Origin of the sequence: Salinigranum halophilum (genome assembly GCF_007004735.1) — an archaeon.
GTDB lineage: Archaea > Halobacteriota > Halobacteria > Halobacteriales > Haloferacaceae > Salinigranum > Salinigranum halophilum.
Genome location: NZ_SSNL01000007.1, coordinates 119,239 through 139,165, shown reverse-complemented (window position 1 = coordinate 139,165; position 19,927 = coordinate 119,239). Strand labels below are relative to the sequence as shown.

19 protein-coding genes are annotated in these 19,927 nt (G+C 68.9%); 7 read left to right on the top strand and 12 right to left on the bottom strand.

The window, feature by feature from the left end; all coding sequences use genetic code 11:
• Positions 1–1,065: a Brp/Blh family beta-carotene 15,15'-dioxygenase gene (locus tag E6N53_RS18850; protein ID WP_142860999.1), complete on the top strand. Its 1,065-nt coding sequence runs from the start codon at positions 1–3 to the stop codon at positions 1,063–1,065.
• 25 nt (positions 1,066–1,090) lie between these two features.
• Here E6N53_RS18850 and metX read toward each other — a convergent pair whose 3' ends face one another.
• Positions 1,091–2,293: a homoserine O-acetyltransferase MetX gene (gene metX, locus E6N53_RS18845; protein WP_136592235.1), complete on the bottom strand. Its 1,203-nt coding sequence runs from the start codon at positions 2,291–2,293 to the stop codon at positions 1,091–1,093.
• Complete coding sequence (locus E6N53_RS18840) at positions 2,290–3,573, bottom strand: O-acetylhomoserine aminocarboxypropyltransferase/cysteine synthase family protein (protein ID WP_142860998.1); 1,284 nt, start codon at positions 3,571–3,573, stop codon at positions 2,290–2,292. Before E6N53_RS18840 ends, metX begins: the two co-directional genes overlap by 4 nt.
• A 233-nt stretch (positions 3,574–3,806) precedes the next feature.
• Between E6N53_RS18840 and ligA the strand changes: the two genes are divergently transcribed.
• Together ligA and E6N53_RS21510 are read left to right on the top strand one after the other, a co-directional pair.
• The gene (ligA, locus tag E6N53_RS18835; RefSeq protein ID WP_142860997.1) at positions 3,807–5,909 is read left to right on the top strand and encodes an NAD-dependent DNA ligase LigA; all 2,103 of its coding nucleotides are present in this window, start codon (positions 3,807–3,809) and stop codon (positions 5,907–5,909) included.
• Between the two features lie 82 nt (positions 5,910–5,991).
• Positions 5,992–6,117 (top strand): hypothetical protein, encoded by a 126-nt coding sequence (locus E6N53_RS21510; protein WP_268951775.1) that lies wholly within the window; start codon positions 5,992–5,994, stop codon positions 6,115–6,117.
• Between the two features lie 37 nt (positions 6,118–6,154).
• On the opposite strand, the gene E6N53_RS18830 is transcribed toward E6N53_RS21510, so the two are convergent.
• From E6N53_RS18830 to E6N53_RS18820, 3 genes are all read right to left on the bottom strand, one after another.
• Positions 6,155–7,075, bottom strand: coding sequence for an ABC transporter permease (locus tag E6N53_RS18830; protein WP_142860996.1), 921 nt, complete (start codon positions 7,073–7,075; stop codon positions 6,155–6,157).
• Entirely contained in the window at positions 7,072–8,052 is a 981-nt protein-coding gene (locus E6N53_RS18825) for an ABC transporter ATP-binding protein (RefSeq protein WP_136592231.1), read from the bottom strand. The genes E6N53_RS18830 and E6N53_RS18825 overlap by 4 nt, the downstream gene beginning before the upstream one ends.
• 70 nt (positions 8,053–8,122) lie before the next feature.
• Positions 8,123–8,416, bottom strand: a complete 294-nt coding sequence (locus tag E6N53_RS18820; protein WP_142860995.1) for a DUF7967 family protein — start codon at positions 8,414–8,416, stop codon at positions 8,123–8,125.
• Positions 8,417–8,586: 170 nt separating this feature from the next.
• On the opposite strand from E6N53_RS18820, the gene E6N53_RS18815 reads away from it, so the two are divergent.
• Positions 8,587–9,090: a DUF7344 domain-containing protein gene (locus E6N53_RS18815; protein WP_142860994.1), complete on the top strand. Its 504-nt coding sequence runs from the start codon at positions 8,587–8,589 to the stop codon at positions 9,088–9,090.
• A 140-nt stretch (positions 9,091–9,230) separates the two neighbouring features.
• Positions 9,231–10,967 (top strand): excinuclease ABC subunit C, encoded by a 1,737-nt coding sequence (locus E6N53_RS18810; protein ID WP_142860993.1) that lies wholly within the window; start codon positions 9,231–9,233, stop codon positions 10,965–10,967.
• Here E6N53_RS18810 and E6N53_RS18805 read toward each other — a convergent pair.
• A complete protein-coding gene (locus tag E6N53_RS18805; RefSeq protein WP_142860992.1) occupies positions 10,951–11,922 on the bottom strand; it encodes a CPBP family intramembrane glutamic endopeptidase in 972 nt (323 codons plus the stop codon). The genes E6N53_RS18810 and E6N53_RS18805 overlap by 17 nt on opposite strands.
• Before the next feature lie 80 nt (positions 11,923–12,002).
• Entirely contained in the window at positions 12,003–12,926 is a 924-nt protein-coding gene (gene mdh / locus E6N53_RS18800; RefSeq protein WP_136592226.1) for a malate dehydrogenase, read from the bottom strand.
• A 151-nt stretch (positions 12,927–13,077) separates the two neighbouring features.
• On the opposite strand from mdh, the gene E6N53_RS18795 reads away from it, so the two are divergent.
• Positions 13,078–13,728, top strand: coding sequence for an Sjogren's syndrome/scleroderma autoantigen 1 family protein (locus E6N53_RS18795; RefSeq protein ID WP_201741205.1), 651 nt, complete (start codon positions 13,078–13,080; stop codon positions 13,726–13,728).
• 5 nt (positions 13,729–13,733) lie between these two features.
• Here the strand turns inward: E6N53_RS18795 and E6N53_RS18790 are convergent, their stop codons facing one another.
• The 4 genes from E6N53_RS18790 to E6N53_RS18780 form a co-directional block, all read right to left on the bottom strand.
• A complete protein-coding gene (locus tag E6N53_RS18790) occupies positions 13,734–16,298 on the bottom strand; it encodes a DEAD/DEAH box helicase (protein ID WP_142860990.1) in 2,565 nt (854 codons plus the stop codon).
• A gap of 80 nt (positions 16,299–16,378) precedes the next feature.
• Positions 16,379–16,549, bottom strand: a complete 171-nt coding sequence (locus E6N53_RS20845; RefSeq protein ID WP_161596607.1) for a hypothetical protein — start codon at positions 16,547–16,549, stop codon at positions 16,379–16,381.
• Between the two features lie 94 nt (positions 16,550–16,643).
• On the bottom strand, positions 16,644–17,711 hold the full coding sequence (locus E6N53_RS18785) for a Brp/Blh family beta-carotene 15,15'-dioxygenase (RefSeq protein WP_142860989.1): 1,068 nt from the start codon (positions 17,709–17,711) through the stop codon (positions 16,644–16,646).
• Positions 17,708–18,568, bottom strand: a complete 861-nt coding sequence (locus tag E6N53_RS18780; RefSeq protein WP_142860988.1) for a lycopene cyclase domain-containing protein — start codon at positions 18,566–18,568, stop codon at positions 17,708–17,710. The genes E6N53_RS18785 and E6N53_RS18780 overlap by 4 nt, the downstream gene beginning before the upstream one ends.
• Before the next feature lie 218 nt (positions 18,569–18,786).
• On the opposite strand from E6N53_RS18780, the gene E6N53_RS18775 reads away from it, so the two are divergent.
• A complete protein-coding gene (locus E6N53_RS18775) occupies positions 18,787–19,527 on the top strand; it encodes a bacteriorhodopsin (RefSeq protein WP_136592221.1) in 741 nt (246 codons plus the stop codon).
• Positions 19,528–19,640: 113 nt separating this feature from the next.
• Here the strand turns inward: E6N53_RS18775 and E6N53_RS18770 are convergent, their stop codons facing one another.
• Positions 19,641–19,880, bottom strand: a complete 240-nt coding sequence (locus E6N53_RS18770; RefSeq protein ID WP_136600572.1) for a ferredoxin — start codon at positions 19,878–19,880, stop codon at positions 19,641–19,643.
• Between the last annotated feature and the right edge of the window lie 47 nt (positions 19,881–19,927).

The following is a 19,927-nucleotide window of genomic DNA, read 5'->3' as shown; positions in this document are numbered from 1 at the left end:
ATGAGCACGCCAGGCCTCGGTCCGGTCCGACGGTGGCACCGACACGCAGACACGCACGTCTCGCTCGTGCTGTCGCGAGGCGCGCTGCTCGCGCTCGCGGTGGGGTTCGGCGTCGTGAGCGTCGCCGACGTCACCGTCCCGCTGGAGGCGCAGATGGTCGTCTACCTCGTCGGGATGGTCGCGCTCAACCTCCCGCACGGAGGGTACGAGCACTTCGAGAACCTCCGGCGACGCCGGCCGACGTTCCGCTGGCAGTACGTCGTGGCCTACCTCGCCGCCATCACGGGGTTCGTCGGGCTGTTCCTCCTCGCACCCGTCGCCGGCCTCGGACTCGCGGTGGCGGTCGCGGTGGCCAAGGGCGGCATGGGCGGCCTCCACGTCATGGAGGCGACGACCGGGACGGCCCACCTCGAGACGCGACTCCAGCGCGCCCTCGCGGTCGTCGTCCGCGGTGGCGCGGTGATGCTCGTGCCCATCGTGTTCTGGCCGGAGACGTTCCACGCGTTCAGCGCGCTCATGGTCGGCCTCGTCGACCCCGGTGGCCTGGCCCCCTACACCGGGTACTTCGACGTGACGCGACCGCTCGTCGCCGCGGGGTACGGCCTCGCCCTCGTCGCGCACGTGGGCCTCGGCTACGTCCACGGCGGCGGGCACTCGTGGCTCGTCGACGCGGGCGAGTCGCTCCTCCTCGCGGCGTACTTCGCGTTCGTCCCCGTCCTCGTCGCCGTCGGCCTCTACTTCCCGTTCTGGTACTCGGCCCGACAGGTCGCACGGACGCAGACGGTCGAGGAGTTCGGCGGAGGCGACGACGGCTGGGACCTCATCGGCGGCGAGGAGGCGTCGACGGTCGCCCTGCGGGCGTGGCTGGTCCTGGTCGCGGGTGCACTGGCCACGTTCTCGGTGCTGGCCGTGGTGTACTGGGCGTTCCCGAACCCACTGGCCGGGGCGTCGCTCCTCCCCGGAGCCGTCGCGTTCTGGAGCGTCTTCATCAGCATCGTCGCCCTGCCGCACGTCGTCGTCGGGTCGGTGCTCGACCGGGAGCGCGGCATCTGGTACGTGCCCTGACGGCGAACGGCGTCACCCACCTCGTTCAGCCCGAGAAGAGCGAGTTGTGGACGGGTGCGTACTCGCGCTCGTTCTCCGTCTGGTCGGGGGCGGTGTCGTGGATGGCGCTCCCCTCGAGGCCCTCGGTCAGGAAGTCCTTCAGCGGCGGGCCGACCTTCTCGGGTTCGACGAGGAACGCGTCGTGGCCGTGGTCGGAGTCGACGACGTGGTGGGCCACGGGGACGTCCGAGTCGCGGAACGCCTCGGCGACCGCCTCCGACTGTTCGACGGTGAAGTGCCAGTCACCGGTAAACGAGAGCAAGAGCGTCTCGCCCTCGAAGGCGGCGACTGCGGCGGCGTCCGACTCGTACCCCTCCGAGAGGTCGTAGTCGTCCATGGCGCGCGTGAGGTACAGGTAGGAGTTGGCGTCGAAGCGCTTGGTGAACTTCTCGGCCTGATAGTCGAGATACGACTCGACGTCGCGGTACGGGAAGAACGACGCCGCGGGGTCGACCGGGAAGGTGTCCCGAATCGCGTCTCTCCCCGCCGACCGACGGCCGAACTTCTGCTCCATCGACGCCTTCGAGAGGTACATCACGTGTCCGATCTGTCGCGCCAGCGCGAGGCCGTCGCGCGGGCCCTCGGTCCCGTAGTAGTCGCCGCCGTCCCAGTCCGGGTCCGAGGTGATGGCGCGGCGGGCGATAGCGTCGAGCGCGAGACACTGTGGGTCGAGCCGGGCGGCCGTCGCGACCGGGGCGATGCGCTCGACGTCGTCGGGGAACGCGACGGCCCAGTCGAGGACGTTCATGCCACCGACGCTGCCGCCGACGACGGCGTGGAGGCGGCCGACGCCGAGTTCGTCGAGGAGCGCGCGCTGGGCGTTCGTCCAGTCCCGGACGGTCACCGGCGGGAAGTCCGTCCCCCACGGTTCGTCGTCGGGGCCGTCGCTCGGCGGGCCGTCGGTCCCGTAGCACGAGCCCGGAACGTTCGCGCAGACGACGTAGTACCGTTTCGTGTCGACCGCCTTGCCGGGGCCGACGATGTCGTCCCACCACGCGCGGGCCTGACCGGCCGTACCTTTCGTCTGCCGCCCGGAGACGTGTTGGCTCCCGGTGAGTGCGTGGCAGACCAACACGGCGTTCGAGCCGTCGAACTCGCCGTACGTCTCGTACGCGACGGTGAAATCCTCGATGACGTCGCCACACTGGAACTCGAATCGGCCGACAGAGGTACGGTCTCGGGTCGTCATATCTGTGTCACCGCCGTCTCGATACCCTGTTCGAGGTCCGCAATGATATCTTCGGCGTCTTCGATGCCCACCGAGAGACGGAGCATGTCGGGGCCGACCCCCGCGGCACGCTGTTCGTCCGCGGAGAGTTGCGCGTGCGTCGTCGACGCGGGGTGGATGATGAGCGTCTTGGCGTCGCCGATGTTGGCGAGGAACGACACGAGTTCGACCGACTCACAGAGCGTCTTGCCGGCCTCGAACCCGCCCGCGAGGCCGAACGTCACCATCCCGCCGTAGCCGCCGTCGAGATACTGGGTGGCGAGGTCGTGGGTCTCGTGACTCGCCAGGCCGGGGTACGACACCCACGCCACGTCGGGGTGGTCGGCGAGGAACGCCGCGACGGCGCGGGCGTTCTCGCAGTGTTTCTCCATTCTGAGGGGAAGCGTCTCGAGTCCCTGAATCGTCACCCAGGCGTCGAACGGCGACTGCTGGTTGCCCAGCGAGCGGACGGCGCGCTGGCGGGCGCACTCGGCGAACGCGTGGTCACCGAATCGGTCGGCAAAGTCGATTCCGAAGGCAGGGTTCTCTCCCGAGAGTTCGGGGTACTTGTCGGTCTCGCTCCACGGGAAGGTGCCGCCGTCGACGAGGACGCCTCCGACGGTCGTCCCCGACCCGTGGAGCCACTTCGTCGTCGACTCCCAGACGATGTCGGCTCCGTGTTCGAGCGGGCGACAGAGCATCGGCGTGGCGAATGTGTTGTCGACGACGAGCGGCGCTTCGTACGCGTGGGCGACGTCGGCGATAGCCTCGAAGTCGGGCGTCCGAAGCGAGGGGTTGGCGATGGTCTCGACGTGGACGTAGGCGGTGTCGGCGTCGATAGCTTCCTCGTAGGCGTCGACGTCGAGCGTGTCGACGACGCGCGTCTCGATACCTCGTCGGGAGGCCATCTTCGAGAGATACGTCGCGGTGCCGCCGTACATATCCGAGGCGGCGACGACGTTGTCGCCGCTCTCCGCCAGAATGCTCGTCGCCGAGTCGAGCGCGGCCATGCCGGCGGCGGTCGCGACGGCGTCGGTGCCCCCTTCGAGCGCGGCCATCCGCCGTTCGAGGACACGCGTCGTCGGGTTGGCGATGCGCGAGTAGACGTACCCGTCTTCTTCGAGCGCGTAGAGATCCGCCGCGTAGTCCGCGTCGTCGAAGACGTAGGACGTGGTCTGATAGATGGGTGGTGCGCGAGCACCCGTCGCCGGGTCCGTGCGCTGTCCGGCGTGGAGGCTCCGGGTGTGGAAGCCACGGGTCATGTATACTACGCATATTTCTCGAATCTCTTATAACCCGTAGTTACGGCAATGCCTGCGGCTGTTCGGGGGTTTCTGAGGCGACAAGGGCTGAGAACGAGCGTTTCGGGAGTATATGTGACGTGTGCACGAGGCGCGGAGACGAACGCAGACACTCCCCAACCGCCACACCCCCGAGCACCACAGGGAAGAACACATCCCGGACCATTTACTCCCGTCCCTCCTATGACCGGTCGATGACAGAGGGCGAACTCGAGTCGGACGCCGAGAACCCGTATCTGCGAGACCCGCCGACTGCGTTCACGCCGGTCGACGAACTCACGCGCGAGGACGCCAGCGCGGAGGCAGACCGACTCCGCGAGGCGCTCCACGAACACGACCGCCGGTACTACGTCGAGGCGGACCCCCTCATCGCCGACCGGACGTACGACGCGCTGTTCGAGCGACTCCAGACGCTGGAGGAGGCGTTCGACCTCACCACCGCGGACTCACCCACCCAGCGGGTCGGCGGCGAACCGGTGGACGAACTCGCGACGGTGGAGCACGTCGCGCCGATGCTCTCTATCGACCAGTCCGTCGAGGAAGCGGACGTGCGGGCGTTCGACCGCCGCGTCCGCGACGCCGTGGGCGACGGTAGATACGTCTGCGAACCGAAGTTCGACGGCCTCTCGGTCGAGGTCGTCTACGACGACGGCGTCTTCCAGCGCGCGGCGACCAGAGGCGACGGACGGGCGGGCGACGACGTGACGGCGCAGGTTCGGACCATCCACGCCGTCCCGCTGCGGCTCCGAGGCGACCCGCCCGAGACGCTGGCCGTCCGCGGCGAGGTGTACATGCCGCGGGACGCCTTCACACAGCACAACCGCGAGCGGGTCGAAGCCGGGGACGAGCCGTTCGCCAACCCGCGCAACGCCGCCGCCGGGACGCTCAGACAGCTCGACCCCTCGGTGGTCGCAGAGCGGCCGCTCGCGTGTTTCTTCTACGACGTGATGGCCGCGAGCGAGGAACCCGAGACACAGACCGAGGCGCTGGAGCGCTTCGCCGACTGGGGGCTTCCCGTCGCCGACCGAGTGGAACACGTCGACGACGTCGACGAGGCCATCGCGTATCGGAACGAGTTGATGGCCGACCGCGACGACCTGAACTACGAGGTCGACGGGACGGTCATCAAGGTCGACAGCCGTGAGGCCCGCGAGGAACTGGGCGCGACCGCCCGGGCGGTCCGGTGGGCGTTCGCCTACAAGTTCCCGGCACGGCGGGAGGCGACCACGGTCGAAGACATCGTCGTGCAGGTGGGGCGGACGGGGCGGCTGACTCCTGTCGCCCTCCTCGACCCCGTCGACGTCGGCGGGGTCACGGTGTCGCGGGCGACGCTCCACAACCCCGACGAGATTACGAGCCTCGGCGTCGACGTCGGCGACCGCGTCCGGGTCAAGCGCGCGGGCGACGTCATCCCGCACGTCGACGAGGTGGTCGAGAAACGCGCCGACGGCGTCTTCGCGTTCCCCGACACCTGCCCGGTGTGCGACAGCCCCGTCGAGCGCGACGGCCCGCTGGCGTTCTGTACCGGCGGACTCGCCTGCGAGGCGCAACTCGAACGAGCCATCGAACACTACGGCTCGCGAAAGGGGCTCGATATCGAGGGACTCGGCGGCGAGCGCGTCGCGCAACTCGTCGACGAGGGGCTCGTCAGGGGGCTAGTGGACCTCTACCGCCTCTCTGTCGAGGACCTCGCCGAACTGGCGGGCTGGGGCGAACGCAGCGCCGAGAAGCTCGTCGGCGAGATCGACGAGGCGCGCGACCCCTCCCTCGACGACTTCCTCGCCGCGCTCGGCATCCCCGAAGTGGGGGCGTCGACGGCGCGGAACATCGCCCGGGAGTTCGGCTCGGTCGGCGCCCTGCCGCTGGACGACGCAGACGACTTCGAGGCGTTCGAAGAGCGCCTCCAGACCGTCCCGGACGTGGGGCCCACAGTCGCCCACCACGTCCGGGAGTTCTTCGAGAACCACGAGAACCGCGCCGCCATCCACGCCCTCTTGGGTGAGGTCGACCCACGGGACGTCGACGTCGAGGAGGGAGCGGCCCCGCTGGAGGGACTGACGTTCGTCTTCACCGGGTCGCTCGCCGTCTCGCGTTCGAAGGCGTCGGACCTCGTCGAACGCAACGGTGGCCGGGTGACGTCGTCGGTGAGTTCGAACACCTCCTACCTCGTCGTCGGCGACTCGCCCGGACAGAACAAGCGCGACGACGCCGCGGCGAACGACGTCGAAGAGCTACGAGAAGCGGAGTTCGAACGCCTGCTGGACGGGTACGGCGTCGCGTACCCGCCCGCGGAGTGACGGATAGACGTATTATCGACCTAATATAGCTTAGCCAGATCCGCGACAACCCTTATATTCCCTGGCGGCCCGGTGTGCAGCAATGGCAACGAAACAGACGGCAGTGAACACGTACCGGTGTCCCAGTTGTAGCGGCGTCCTGGCGTGCGTCGACGGCTCGTGGGGGTGTACCGAGTGTCGGTACGTCCCGACCCACGGCGCGGACTGACGGGACCGGTCGCACTGGGCGTCGGTCGTCGTGAGCGTCAGAGGTCCTGGTCGCGAAAGCTCCAGTAGCCGAGCAGCGGCGGCACGGCGATCCACGCCAGCAGCACGGCGAAGATGAACGGCCCCGTGAGGTAGAACGGGAGCGACTCCTGCAGCACCGGCGCGGCCTGCGCCTGCGTGAAGAAGCCCTCTTTCACCAGCCGAGCCTGGATCGGGTCGCCGAAGTACACCTCGGCGACCAGCGTCTCGTACGCCCGGAGCGGGTTGAGGTACTTCACGAGGAGTCGAAGCTTCACCGTGAGCGCCCCCGAGAGCGGCTCGACAACGGGCACGCGCTTCGCGATTTCGGTGAGTAACTGGGGGAAGCCGCGGGCGACGAACGACCACAGCAGGGCGAAGAGGAAGTACAGTCCCAGCGTCCCCAGCGTGGCCTGTCGACCCGAGCCCGCGGACGCGGAGACGCCGACGCCGATGGAGACGAAGGCGACGGCGAGCAACGCGGTGAGCGCGATCTGCGGGAAGAAGTGTCCGGGGACGATTCGCGTGCCTGTGGCGAGGAGCGCGACGAGCGCGATGAGGAAGCCGACGAGCGCCGGGATGACGACGACGGCGCTCCGGCCGGCAATCTTTCCGGCGATGACGTCCCGACGGGCGTGAGGGAGCGACAGCAAGAGCTTCAGCGTGCCCGACTCCCGCTCGTCGATGACGGCCCCGTACGAGGAGATGAGCGCGATGAACGCGAGCGCGAACGCGAGAAAGCCCGTGTACGAGAAGGAGAGAAAGCCCGAGGCGAAGAGGCCGAACAGCGAGTCGGAGGTGGCGTCGGGACCGCCGACGTAGGCGTAGAAGACGGTTGTCGTCCCGCCGAAGAAGAGGAGGAAGAACACCGAGAGTCCCCAGAGCCACCGCGAGCGGACGGCGTCTTCGAAGTCCTTCTGGGCGACGGCCTGCCAGCTCATGTGCGGGCCTCCGTGTCGGCGTCCGTCTCACTCGCCGTGGCGCGCTCGACGGTCCCGTCACCGGGGTCACCCGTCGCCTCGCCGGTGTAGCTGAGGAAGAGGTCTTCGAGTGAGGCCTCCTCGGTCTTGAAGTCCTCGACGGTCACCCCGGCGGACTCGAGCGCGCCGATGACGCGGGTCTTCGCGTCGCTCGAACACGAGACGGTGAGTGTCTCGCGGTCCAGGTGGGCGTCGTCCACTCCTTCGAGGCCGCGAACCGTCTCGACCGCCCCGTCGACCGCGCCGCCGACGGTGACGACGAGGCGGGTGTCGCCGCCGCGCGCGTCGCGCAGGCCCTCGATGCTGTCCTGTGCGACGAGTTCGCCGCCGCGGAGGATACCGACGCGGTCGCAGACGGCTTCGACCTGCCCGAGGACGTGGCTCGAGAAGAAGACGGTCGTCCCCCGGTCGGCCTCGTCGCGGACGATGTCGCGCATCTCCTTCGCGCCTGCGGGGTCGAGCCCCGAGGAGGGTTCGTCGAGGACGAGCAGGTCGGGGTCGCCGACGAGCGCCATCCCGAGGACGAGTCGCTGGCGCATCCCTTTCGAGTACTCGTCGGCCCGGCGGTCGGCGGCGTCGGCGATGCCGACGCGTTCTAAGACCGCGTCGGCGTCGACCTCGACGTCTTTCGAGCGGGCGGCGAAGTCGATGTGTTTCCGGCCGGTGAGGCGGGTGTACACGTCGTACCCTTCGGGGAGTACGCCCGTCCGCCGTCGGACGGCGACGCTGTCGGCCTGGGCGTCCATCCCCAGGACGCGGACGTCACCGGAGGAGGGTCTGACGAAGTCCAAGAGCATGTTGATGGTCGTCGACTTCCCCGCGCCGTTCGGCCCGAGGAAACCGTACACCTCGCCTGTTTCGACCCGGAGGGAGAGGTCGCGGACGGCGGTGACATCGCCGAACCGTTTCGTCACTCCGTCGAGTTCGATGGCGGCCATGGGATGGCCTTGTCCCACCACGGAATAAAGGGTTTAGGTCCCGCTATCAGCGCTGACCCCTGGAGCGGAGTCAGATCTCGTCGTCGGGGTCGTGGCGGTCGGCCATCCTGGCGGCCTCGGTGGCGTAGCGCTCCCGGTCCGTGGCGTCGACGGCGGCGAGTTGCGCCTCGTCGGCGTCGATGGCGGCAGTGATGCGGGTCCCACGCTGGTGTAACACCGTCGCCGCGATCTCCTTTCGGAGCGCGCGCTCGCCGTCGGGGGTGGCGTAGACCAGCGTGATGAGGTTCCGGTCGTCGTACGAACGCTCGACCAGCCAGGCACGGACGGTGGCATCGTCGTCAGCGTCAGGGTCGACGTCGGCCATACCGGCGATTCGGGGCGCGGGGTTATACAGACTGGCATGTTCGGGCGCTCGAGCGACTCGACACCGCGTCCCGACTGTGACGACTGGTATCACGAGTGCTTCTGTCAGCACCGAAGATATACCGACACAGTTTGGCTGGCACTTAATAGTCTGGCCGTTCATCTGTTGCGATGATGGGGGAGAACACAGACAGTGGGGGACCCACAGGAGTGTTGACGAATCGGCGACGACAGCTGGTGCTCAGCCAGTTGCAGGACCACGAGTCGATGGCGCTGCGCGACCTCGCGGAACAGATCGCCGTAAACGACCTGCAGACGGACATCGAGTCGCTCAGCGAGGAGGTGATCGACGAGGTGGAGATCGCGCTCCACCACGTCCACACGCCCAAACTGGCCGGGGCGGGCTACGTCGAGTACGACTCACACAGCCAGGTCGTCTCGTTGACCGAGACGGGGCGCCAGGCGTCGATCGAGACCCAGTGCGACCGGGTCGACTCGACGTCGGCCAGCCGGGTCTCGGTCGACCTCTGTCCCGAGACGGTCGACCTGCTCCACGACCTCATCCGGCGCGACGACCGGTTCGGAGCGCGGATGGACTACGACGAGGTCATCGCGACCGTCCTCGCCGACGCCGGACCGGACGTCGGGCGGGAGAGCGAAGAGGAAGCGAAGTAGCGGTCCGGCCCCGTTTCTCGGCTCGAATCGCGTCTGACAGCGGCCGCCACCTGCGGGTGTGAGTCCGCCCGCCGGTGCGGGACGAACCCCCGGAACAGCCGACGCGAAACCTCAAAGCCCGTCGGCCCGCTAGCGGGGGCGTGGAACCGAACGAGGTCCGGGCGCGCGCGAACGACCTGCCGCGACAGCCCGGAGTGTACCAGTTCCTCGACGGGGACGCCACGCTGTACGTCGGGAAGGCGGTCGACCTCCGGAGCCGTGTCCGGTCGTACGCCGACCCGCGCGGGGAACGTATCCGCCGGATGGTCGCCGCGGCGGAGACGGTCGACGTCGCGGTGACGGAGACGGAGACGCAGGCGCTCTTGCTCGAAGCGAACCTCATCAAGCGCCACCAGCCGCGGTACAACGTCCGGCTGAAGGACGACAAGTCCTACCCGCTCGTCCAGTTGACCGACCATCCGGTGCCGAGAGTCGAGGTGACGCGCGACCCCGAGCCGGGCGCGACGGTGTTCGGCCCCTACACCGACAAGGGGCAGGTCGAGACCGTCGTGAAGGCGCTCCGGGAGACCTACGGCCTTCGGGGATGCTCCGACCACAAGTACAGCGGTCGCGAGCGCCCGTGTCTCGACTACGAGATGGGACTCTGCTCGGCGCCGTGTACCGGGGAGATCGGCGAGGACGCGTACGGCGAGGACGTCGAGTCGACAGTTCGGTTCTTCGAGGGCGAGACCGGCGTCCTCGCGGACCCCTTGCGGAGAGAGATGGAGGCCGCGGCACAGAGCCAGGAGTTCGAGCGGGCCGCACACCTCCGCGACCGGCTCTCGGTGGTCGAGTCGTTTCACGGCGGCGGCGAGGAGGCCGTCAGCAGTCGGCGCGACGAGCGCACCGTCGACGTCCTCGGGGCGAGCGTCGAGGGCGACCGGGCGGTCGTCGCCCGACTGCACGCCGAGCGGGGCCAGCTCGTCGACCGGTCGCGACACCACCTCGACGCACCCGAGGGGAGCGACGCGGCCACCGCGGCGCTGTTCAGCGCGTTCCTCCCCCAGTACTACGCCGAGCGCGACTTGCCCGACACCGTGCTCCTCTCGGAGCGCCCCGACGACGAGGACGTGATCGCGTGGCTCGAAGCCGAGGGCGTCGCGGTCCGCGTCCCGGGGAGCGGCCGGGAGGCGAAGCTGGTCGAACTCGCGCTGAAGAACGCCCGGCGAACCGACGGCGAGCCCGACGGCGTCGGCGAACTCGGTGCGGCGCTCTCGATTCCACGACCCGAGCGCATCGAGGGCTTCGACGTGAGCCACGCGCAGGGGCGGGCCGTGGTCGGAAGCGACGTCTGCTTCGTCGGCGGCGACTCCGACACGGCCTCGTACCGGCGAAAGAAGCTCTCTGAGGGCAACGACGACTACCTGCACATGCACGAACTCGTCGCGTGGCGCGCCCGACGGGCCGTCGAGGGCCGCGACGACCGGCCCGACCCCGACCTCCTCCTGGTCGACGGGGGCCGCGGGCAGTTAGACGCCGCTCGTGCCGCTCTCGACGAGGTCGGGTGGGACGTGCCGGTGGTGGCGCTCGCGAAAGAGGAGGAGGTGGTCGTCACCACCGAACGGACGTACGACTGGCCGGCCGACCATCCCGGACTCCACCTCCTCCAGCGTGTGCGCGACGAGGCGCACCGCTTCGCCGTGCAGTACCACCAGACCCTTCGCGACGACGTCTCGACGGTGCTCGACGACATCGACGGCGTCGGGCCCGCGACGAGAAAGCGGCTCCTCCGGCGCTTCGGGAGCGTCGACGCGGTGCGGACGGCCTCGCTCGACGACCTCACCGACGTGCCCGGTATCGGGGAGAAGACGGCAAGAACGCTCAGCGAGCGTCTCTAACGCCCGCTCGACCCCACAGGCGTTCGGGTCGGAGCAGCAGCCACCCCGCGAGGAATCCCCACGGAATCACGACGACGAGTCCCGTGACGGTCGGACCGAGGAGCAGCGACTCGGCGGGGCGCGAGACCACCAGGCCGATGCCGCCGACGGCGTTGACGGCACCGTGGCCGAGCGCGGCCGGCCAGACGCTCTTCGCCCGGAGCGTCACCCACGCGAGAAACGTGCCCGTCGAGACCGTCATCACGACCATCGCGAGCATGCCGGTCCAGGGCGCGCCGGGGTAGCCGACGCCGTAGTTGTACCCCATCGCGATGACCGGCCAGTGCCAGACGCCCCAGACGAGGCCGACGAGGCCGACGGCGATGCGTGGCCCCAGCGGGAGGAGCTTCGGGAGGAGGTAGCCGCGCCAGCCGAACTCCTCGCCGAACGCGAAGACGGTGTTGATGGCCGGGCCGACGGTGAGCGCCGCGACGAGTTGGGTACCGACGACGAGGGTGGGTGACAGCGGCGCGTCGGCGGGCAGGACCGAACTGATCGTCGAGAGCGTCGGGTCGAACCGGGACGGGAAGACGGCGAAGTAGAGACCGACGCCGGCCAGCGTGAGCGCGGCCGGCCCGACCCACGCGAGGAGGTACGAGCGGGGGGCGGAACGAAGGTTCGGGCGGAGTACGGCGCGAGCGTCGGCGACCCCCTCTCCGGTCATGAGTCGCGTCAGGACGTGGGCGGCTGCAGGGGCGAACATGTAGCCGGTGGCGAGCAAGACCGTACCGAGCGAGAGTCCGGCGACGAGCGGCGGGCTGTCGCGGAGCCCACCCGTGAGCGCGATGACGCCGCCGACCGCCCAGGCGATACCGAACGCGAGGACCGAGAAGACGAGGACGCGGCGACGCTCGACCGAGGCGGACGGCGTCGGCGTGAACGGGGACGAAGCGACCGGGGTGGAGGGCTGTGACATGCACGGCTAGACGCGTCGGCCGCGAGCAAAAACGTGGGTGTCGGTGCGGGTCGTGGGGACCGTGGCGTGGTGTGGCCGGTTCAGAGGTCGGCCGTCATCTTCTCGTACTGCGTCGAGAGCTTCTCGGAGGCGTCTTCGAGGAGTCCCTGCTCGTAGTCGTCGAGGTCCCACTCGACGACCTCCTCGACGCCGTTCGAACCGAGCTTGACGGGGACGCCGAACGCGGTGTCTTCCTGTCCGAACTCGCCGTCGAGTTTGACCGAGCCGGGGAGGACCGCGCCGGTGTCCCGGAGGACGGCCTCGGTCATGTGGGCGACGCCCGTCGCCGGGCCCCACTGGGTCGCGCCCTTGCGGGAGATAACGTCCATCGCCGACTCCTGGAGGTCGGCGAGAATCTCCTCCTTCTCGTCGTCGGTGAACGACGGGTCGGCACCGTCGACGCGGACCTTCGAGAAGACGGGTACCTGCGCGTCGCCGTGCTCGCCGAGGATGGTCGCCTCGACGTTCCTGACGGGGACGTCGAAGCGCTCCGAGAGGACGTAGCGGAAGCGCGCCGAGTCGAGCCGACCGCCGAAGCCGATGACCTTCTCGGGCGCGCGGTCGCCGACCTCGTAGAGGTGGCGGTTGAGCAGGTCGACCGGGTTCGACGTCGTGATGGAGACGAAGTCGTCGTTGTACTCGGCGAGCGAGTCGTGGATGTCCTGCATGATGGGCGCGTTGTCGCCCGCGAGGTCGATACGGGTCTGCCCCTCTTTCCGGGGGATGCCCGCCGTGATGACGACGACGTCGGAGCCCTCGGTCGCCTCGTAGCCGCCCTGGACGACGCGCGTGTTCGAGTCGTAGGCGATGCCGTGGTTCGTGTCGGCGGCCTGGCCGACCGTCTTGTCCTCCATCTTCGGGATATCGACGAGGACGAGTTCGTCGCAGATGTCCCGAAGGGCGATGTTGTATCCAGCCGCTGCGCCGACGGTGCCGGCGGCGCCAACCACGCTAACTTTCGTCATACCGTTTCGAAACGGTGCGGGACCCCGATTAAACGCTTCGGAACGGCCGAACGGCCCGGTACGTCCGGGCGCGGCCGCGGCCGCGTCGGGACGAGTCGCGCACGTCGCCGACCCCGGTGGGTTTTTCGACTCGAATCGCATGGATGGACGTATGAGCGACTTCGACAAGGAGGCAGAGCGACAGAAGCTTCGCGAGAAGTTCGACCACGACCGCGAGAAACGCAAGGAGACGGAGCGGATGAGCCAGCTCCTCCTGCAGGGGGCGACGATGACGAACCGCCACTGCGACGCGTGCGGTGACCCGCTCTTCCGTTATCAGGGGCAGGTGTTCTGTCCGACCTGCGAGGGGCGCGCACAGGAGGCCGAGGGGCAGACGGGGGACACGGCACGGCCGGAATCGGGCGCGGAGGCGACGGAAACACCCGCGACGGCGGAGGCCGAGCGGGGTGACACCGCCGCGGTCAGCGCGCTCGACGCCACTGCCGCCGGACATCCGGAGCCGGCGGTCGACGCCCCCACCGAGGACGGCGACGGGCAGACACCCACAGGAGCAGAGACGGAGACGGACGCGAACGTGGCGACAGGAGTGTCGACGGCCACGGAATCCACTCGCGTGAGCGCGCGCGGAACGGACGAGAACGACCGCGACGAACTCGCCGCCGCACGCGCCTCGCTGGTCCGGACGTTGCAGCACCATGCCCAGGCGGCCGAGGCCGCCGACGGGCCACGGCGGGCGAGAGAACACCTGTCGGCCGCGCGCGAGGCCGCCGAAGCGCTTGCGGCCCTCGACGAGCGTCGCTGAGGCGGCTACTCCTCGTCCTCGTCGTCGTCCTTGTCACCATCGCCGTCACCGTCACTATCGCTGTCCTCGCTGTAGGCGTAGTCGCTCCCGACGACCTCCCGGATGCGCTGTGCGGTCTTCGTCCCGACGCCTCGGACCTCCTGTAACTCCTCTTCGGTGGCAGTCATCACGGCTTCGACGCTCCCGAGCGACGCGAGGAGCGACTGCGCCGTGACCGGGCCGACGTCCGCAATCGCGCCGACGACGTACTCTTGCTGTTCGTCGAGCGTCTTCGCCGCCTTCTCCCCGTGGACGCTCACGGTCCGGTCCCGTTCGGTCTGTTCGCGCGAGGCGAGGGTCGCGAGGAGTTCGGTGGTGTCGGTCTCGTCTCGGGTGTGGAGGACGCTCACCCCGAAGTCCACCGCGAGCGACGCGATGGCCCCGCGGATCGCACCGGGGTGGATGTTCCGCTCCTCGTACAGGCCGTCGCCCTCGATGACGACCACGGGACGGGGGTAGTGGCGAGACATGTCGCGGGCCTGTCCGAACAGCGAGCGGTCCCCGCCGGTGAGGGTGTCGAGGAAGTCCGAGACGGTCTTGCGCTCGACGACGACGCGGTCCGAGCAGACGTAGTCGCCGACCGCGAGCGTCTCCAGTCTCGTTCTGAGCCCCTCGCGCGTCGAGAGGTCGCGAGCGATGGTCGAGTCGAGTTCGCGCTGGTCGACGACGACCTCCACCACGTCGGGGTCGTCCGTCGAATCCGCGGTCGCGACGGTCCCCTCGGGGTCGTCGTCTGACTCGGCTTCGGTGTCGTCACCGTCGGAGTCCGCCGCCTCCACGGAGTCGGTGTCGTCGGTCGCGTCGGTCCCGTCCGTCTCCGCTGTGGTGGCCGCGAACTCCGTCAGCGACGAGTCGCGGGCGCTCCCGCCAGTGGCGGCGGCCGGGCCGGAGTCGGCGTCGCTCGTCGCGTCGGGGGTCGTGCGCTCGCCGTTCTCGCCGCCCGCCGCCTCGAACTCCTCGAGGGTCGTCTCCTCGAGTTCGCGTTCGAGTTCGTCGGCGACGCCTTTCAGGTCACGGAGTTCTTCGGCCATCTCCCGCTCGCGGCGTCGCGAGATCCAGAAGAACGCCTCGTCGCGCGTGTCCTCGGCGAGGAGGACGACGACGCGTCCCTCGGCCTGCCGACCGGTTCGGCCCTTGCGCTGGATGGACCGAATTGCGGTGGGGACCGGTTCGAAAAAGAGTACGAGGTCGACTTCGGGAACGTCCAGCCCCTCTTCGGCGACGGAGGTGGAGACGAGCACCTCGAACTCGCCGGCGCGGAACTCGTCGAGCGTCTCCTGTTGCTCCGTCTGGGTCATCCCGTCGGAGCCGTCGGTGTCCGACTGTCCGACGAACTTCCGGACGTGGAACGACTCGGCGAGGAAGTCGACGAGCGCCTCGGCGGTGTCGCGCGACTCGGTGAAGACGATGACGCGTTCGCCGCCGCCGATGCCGAGCGTCTCGGCCAGCAGGATGCGCGTCTGGGAGAACTTCGGGTGGATGCCGTCGTACGATTCGGCGAGGCGCATCGCTTCTCTCACCTTGGGCTCGGAGACGAGTCGCTGGCTCGCCTTCGACGCCCCCGACGAGCGGGCGGCGTTGCGCTGGCGCTCGAAGTACCGCCGCACGGATTCGACCGACTGGGTCTCGACGAGTTCGACGGCCCGGCGGAGCTTCATCACCTCCGCGTGAATCGACATCCCCTGATACCCCTCGGACTTCCCGGCGTTGATGAGTCGCTGGAGGTCCGCGCGCATCCCGTTGAGCTGCTTCTGGGAGAGGTCGGGCGAGGTGGCGTTCGTCACCCCCATCTCCTTTAGCTTCTCCAGTCGGTCCGTGATGACCGCGTTGAGCGCGTCCCTGATGTCGAGGACCTGGTCGGGGAGCTGGATGCGGTTCCACTCGACCTCGGTGTCGTGGGTGTAGTCGGCGACGTCGCTATCCTCGTCGGTCATCACCTCGACGTTGGAGAGACCGAGGTTCTCACACACCTGGACGATGGCCTCCTTGTCGCCGCCGGGGGAGGCGGACATCCCGGTCACCAGCGGGTCCGCGGCGTCCGCGAGGTAGCGCTCGGCGATGTAGACGTACGAGTAGTCGCCGGTCGCGCGATGACACTCGTCGAAGGTGAGGTGTGTCACCCGGTCGAGCGAGATACGGTTCCCGATGAGGTCGTTCTCGACGACCTGCGGGGTCGCGATGACGACCCGTGCGTCCGCCCAGAGGGCGGCGCGGTCGTCGGGGCGGACCTCGCCGGTGAAGACGACGATATCGTCGTCGGGAATCGAGAGCGCCTCGCGGTAGAAGTCGGCGTGTTGCTGGACGAGCGGCTTCGTTGGGGCGAGCATCAGCGACGTGCCGCCGCGTTCGTGGAGCCGTTCGGCCGTGACGAGCAGCGAGACAGTCGTCTTTCCCAGCCCGGTGGGGAGACAGACGAGGGTGTGCTCGCCCATCGCGGCGCTCGCGAGGCTGAGCTGGTACCGGCGCTGTTCGATGAACGCCGGGGAGAGCAGGGGGTGGTCGACGTACGCGTCCTCGGACGTGGCCGCCATTGCGCTTGAGGTTGCGCGTCTCACCGGTTAAGCGTTGGCGAACCGCGGTGAAAGTGAAACGGCGGGTCCGAGCGGGGTGGTCACTGGCTCTGGCTGTTCGACGGCTGGGTCGCAGTCCAGCGGTCGTCCGTGGGCCGGCCGGCGGACGGCTGTGCCGCGGCGGCGTCGACGTCGCAGACCACGTCCGGAACGCGGTCACCGACGAGTTCGGCCCACTCGGCGACTCTGGACGGACGCGTGTGGGATGTCATAGCTGGCTCGGGAGGGTGGTTCTCGAACCGAGGATATAACGGTTGTGTCCACTCTCACGCGGCGGGAACAAAGGGAGCAGGGCGCACGCCGACGTCACCAGACGCCCTGGACGCGGTCCATCCAGGTGACGACGACGACGTGCGGGAGCGTGAGCGCCGCGATACCGACGAGGTACAGCGCGAGCAACGCGTCGCTGTCGGCCAGTCCCGTCGGCGACGAGGGAACCGCGAGCGCCAGGCCGGCGAAGAGCAGGAGCGAGACAGCCGTCAGGGGAGCGGCGTCGCGGGCGAAGCGACGAAGCGCCCCGACGGCATCGCCGGTCGTGAGCGCGTGCTGTGCGTCGGGATCGACGGCGAGCAGGCGAGCGATGTGGCGGAGGGCGTGCCAGAGGGTGAAGTAGAGCCCGACCGCGAGGACGGGCGGAAGGACGGCGAAGAAGACCCAGAGGAGGGTGAGTTCGGCGGCGTCGACGAGCCAGGGACGGGCGGCAGCGCCCCGGCGGACGCGCCAGGCACCGACTGCGAGCGCGAGCACGGTGAGCGCGAAGAGACCGCCGCCGGCGACGAGGCGGGCCGTGGGGGTGAAGAAGGGGGTGAGCGCCGCCGGTGACCCGTCGAAGAGAGCGACGAACGCGGCGACGACGCGGCGGTACGCGGCGGGGTGAAACGCGAGCGGCGCGAGCATCGGGAGGCCGCCGCGAACGACGAGCGAGAGCGCGCGCTCGGCGCGGGTGGGCAGGTGTTCGACGTTGAGGAGTGCGAGGAGCGCGTACACGTCGCCCTGCCCCCAGTGGAACCCCGTGAGCGCGATGAAGAAGACGGCCGCGGAGACGGGCGCGACGAACCACCACGCGAGATACGCGCCCCCACAGAGGAGGTACAGCAGGCCGACGACGAGCATCGACCGTCTCTCGCTCCCGTCGACGGTGCGGGCGGGCGCGAGGTGGTCGACGGCACCGTGAGGGAGGCCGAAGACGAGGGCGCTCAGGGCGAAGGGGAGGTACACGAGGACGTCCGGGAGTGACTCGACGAACGGGGCGAGGAGGACGGCCACGCCGAGCGCGAGCCACGAGGGACGGACCGCCGCCGTCGACAGCGTTCGTCGGACGACGGACGGAAGTGGCTCGGAGACGGCGGCGCGCGCGGACGACGACAGGCTCATCGTCCCCGGTCCGTGGAGGGATGCTCCCGCGCGGTCGGGTCCGGATTCGAGTTCGGAGACGAGACGCGGGGCGTGACGGGGTCTCGCTCCGTCTCGGTGACGGCTCCGGTGTCCATCCGGTCGGCATCGAGGGTGAGTCGACCCCAGCGGTGCATCACCCACTCGAAGAGCACCAGGCCCTGGACGACGAGGAGGTTCGTCACGAGGAAGAAGACGGCCTCCTCGAGCGGGAGGCCGAGGATGTCGACGCCGAGCGTCTGGGTCCCCGAGATGGTCCACACGCCGAGGCCGATGGCCACCCGGTCGGCGAACCACAGGTACAGCGTCGGGATGGCCACGGCGACGGGCCACTCACGACGCATGCGGACGAGGTAGCCGCCGCCGACGGCCCACTGGAGCGCCAGGAGGGGACAGGCCCACAACAAAATCGCACCGAGGTAGTAGCCCGACGTCGTGGTGAGGAGGACGCCGCCGAGGGCGCTCAGGGCGAGAAAGCCGACGCCGCCAGTGAGACGGGGGCGAAGCCTGGTGTCGCGCTGCTCGAACGCGGGCGAGAAGCCCATCGTGTAGAGGAACAGTCCCGAGAGGACCGGCTGGAGGACGAAGAAGAGGTACTCTTCGACGGGAGCGGAGCCGAGGTAGGCGACGACGGTCCCCTCGCCGTACCACCAGACGCCCTGGTCGATGAGGTAGTTGTCCCACGGAGTGGTGTAGACGAGCGCGAGGAACGTGATGGCACCGAGGCCGGTGAGCGCCACGCGGCGTCGCGTCGGCGGGAGCGACGGTGCGGCTCGGAGGAGTAACGCGAGCGGTGGGAGGATGAACACGAGATGGAACCCGAGGTAGGTGAGCCTCATCCGCGTCCACGCACCGCCGACGTCTTCGAACGGGTGGTCGTCATCGCTCGACGGGGAGGAGGGACGCGAGCGGGATGAAGCTCACGGCCACCGGGGTGTGCGCCGAACGAGGTACTTCAACGTTCTGGCCGAGAGAGGCGCGCTCGAATCGGATATCGACTTTTTTCCTCAATCTGCCATCAAATATAAGTCGAGGTCATCCCTAGCCGCGAACGGGTATGGCACAACCAGGCGCAGGCCTCGAATCGATAGCGCTGTGGATCGGCACGATCGGGATGACACTCGGCACCCTGTACTTCGTCGGACAGGGATGGTCCGTACGTGACCCCGACCAGCAAGAGTACTACATCATCACCATCTTCATCGCCGCTATCGCGGCGGCGGCGTACTTCGCAATGGCCACGGGGTACGGCCTCATCGAGGTGTCAGTGCAGGGGCTCGGGACGCTCGACATCTACTGGGCCCGCTACGCGGACTGGCTGTTCACGACACCACTGTTATTGCTGGACCTCGCACTGTTGGCAGGAGCCGATCGGAACACGATCTACACCCTCATCGGGCTGGACGTGTTCATGATCGGCACGGGTCTCGTGGGCGCACTGGCAACCGAGGGACAGCTGTTCCGCATCATCTGGTGGGCGATCAGCACGGGCGCACTCCTCGTGCTCCTGTACGTCCTGCTCGGCTCGCTGTCGGAGCAAGCCAGCAAGCAGTCCGGCGAGGTCGGTGCCCTGTTCAGTCGGCTCAGGAACCTGATCCTCGTCCTCTGGTCGGCGTATCCGGTGGTCTGGATTCTCGGAACCGAGGGCGGCTTCGCCATCATCCCGCTGGGAATCGAGACGGCAGCGTTCATGGTCCTCGACCTGTCGGCGAAGGTCGGCTTCGGGATCATCCTGCTGCAGAGCCGCGACGTCCTCAGCGCGGCGAGTGGGACGGGCGCTTCGGCGACAGCGGACTGACGCGAAACCGACCGGTCGCGACGCGAGACGTCATTTTTTGCCGCGCCACCACCCGAGAGTGAGAGCGACAGCGACAGCGCCGAGCGGCGTGAACGTCCGGAGCGACCGTCGGCTCAGACGATCCGCTCGCCGTCGTCGTCGAACAGCTTGATGGCGTCGACCGGACAGACGCGCGCGGCGTACTCGGCGTCGAACTTCGCGTCCTCGGGCACCTCGCGGACGAAGACGCCGTCTTCCTCCTCGGCGTCGACGAGGTCGGCCTTGCCGTCGTCGAGGTTCTTCTCGAACGCCTCCCACTCGTCGACGCACTGGAACATCCCGATGCAGGTGTCGCGGTCGTACTCGATGTGCATGGCTCGGGGTAGACTGGCGGGGGGTTTAGACGTGGCGCCCAGACGCG

Bases quoted from the DNA above. Each gene is read 5' to 3' on its own strand.
- mdh (WP_136592226.1), bottom strand. From the start codon at position 12,926: ATGACGAAAGTTAGCGTGGTTGGCGCCGCCGGCACCGTCGGCGCAGCG.
- E6N53_RS18780 (WP_142860988.1), bottom strand. From the start codon at position 18,568: ATGAGGCTCACCTACCTCGGGTTCCATCTCGTGTTCATCCTCCCACCG.
- E6N53_RS18825 (WP_136592231.1), bottom strand. From the start codon at position 8,052: ATGGCCGCCATCGAACTCGACGGAGTGACGAAACGGTTCGGCGATGTC.
- E6N53_RS18820 (WP_142860995.1), bottom strand. From the start codon at position 8,416: ATGGCCGACGTCGACCCTGACGCTGACGACGATGCCACCGTCCGTGCC.
- ligA (WP_142860997.1), top strand. From the start codon at position 3,807: ATGACAGAGGGCGAACTCGAGTCGGACGCCGAGAACCCGTATCTGCGA.
- E6N53_RS18790 (WP_142860990.1), bottom strand. From the start codon at position 16,298: ATGGCGGCCACGTCCGAGGACGCGTACGTCGACCACCCCCTGCTCTCC.
- E6N53_RS20845 (WP_161596607.1), bottom strand. From the start codon at position 16,549: ATGACATCCCACACGCGTCCGTCCAGAGTCGCCGAGTGGGCCGAACTC.
- E6N53_RS18830 (WP_142860996.1), bottom strand. From the start codon at position 7,075: ATGAGCTGGCAGGCCGTCGCCCAGAAGGACTTCGAAGACGCCGTCCGC.
- E6N53_RS18815 (WP_142860994.1), top strand. From the start codon at position 8,587: ATGATGGGGGAGAACACAGACAGTGGGGGACCCACAGGAGTGTTGACG.
- E6N53_RS18770 (WP_136600572.1), bottom strand. From the start codon at position 19,880: ATGCACATCGAGTACGACCGCGACACCTGCATCGGGATGTTCCAGTGC.
- E6N53_RS18795 (WP_201741205.1), top strand. From the start codon at position 13,078: ATGAGCGACTTCGACAAGGAGGCAGAGCGACAGAAGCTTCGCGAGAAG.
- metX (WP_136592235.1), bottom strand. From the start codon at position 2,293: ATGACGACCCGAGACCGTACCTCTGTCGGCCGATTCGAGTTCCAGTGT.
- E6N53_RS18840 (WP_142860998.1), bottom strand. From the start codon at position 3,573: ATGACCCGTGGCTTCCACACCCGGAGCCTCCACGCCGGACAGCGCACG.
- E6N53_RS18850 (WP_142860999.1), top strand. From the start codon at position 1: ATGAGCACGCCAGGCCTCGGTCCGGTCCGACGGTGGCACCGACACGCA.
- E6N53_RS18775 (WP_136592221.1), top strand. From the start codon at position 18,787: ATGGCACAACCAGGCGCAGGCCTCGAATCGATAGCGCTGTGGATCGGC.
- E6N53_RS21510 (WP_268951775.1), top strand. From the start codon at position 5,992: ATGGCAACGAAACAGACGGCAGTGAACACGTACCGGTGTCCCAGTTGT.
- E6N53_RS18785 (WP_142860989.1), bottom strand. From the start codon at position 17,711: ATGAGCCTGTCGTCGTCCGCGCGCGCCGCCGTCTCCGAGCCACTTCCG.
- E6N53_RS18805 (WP_142860992.1), bottom strand. From the start codon at position 11,922: ATGTCACAGCCCTCCACCCCGGTCGCTTCGTCCCCGTTCACGCCGACG.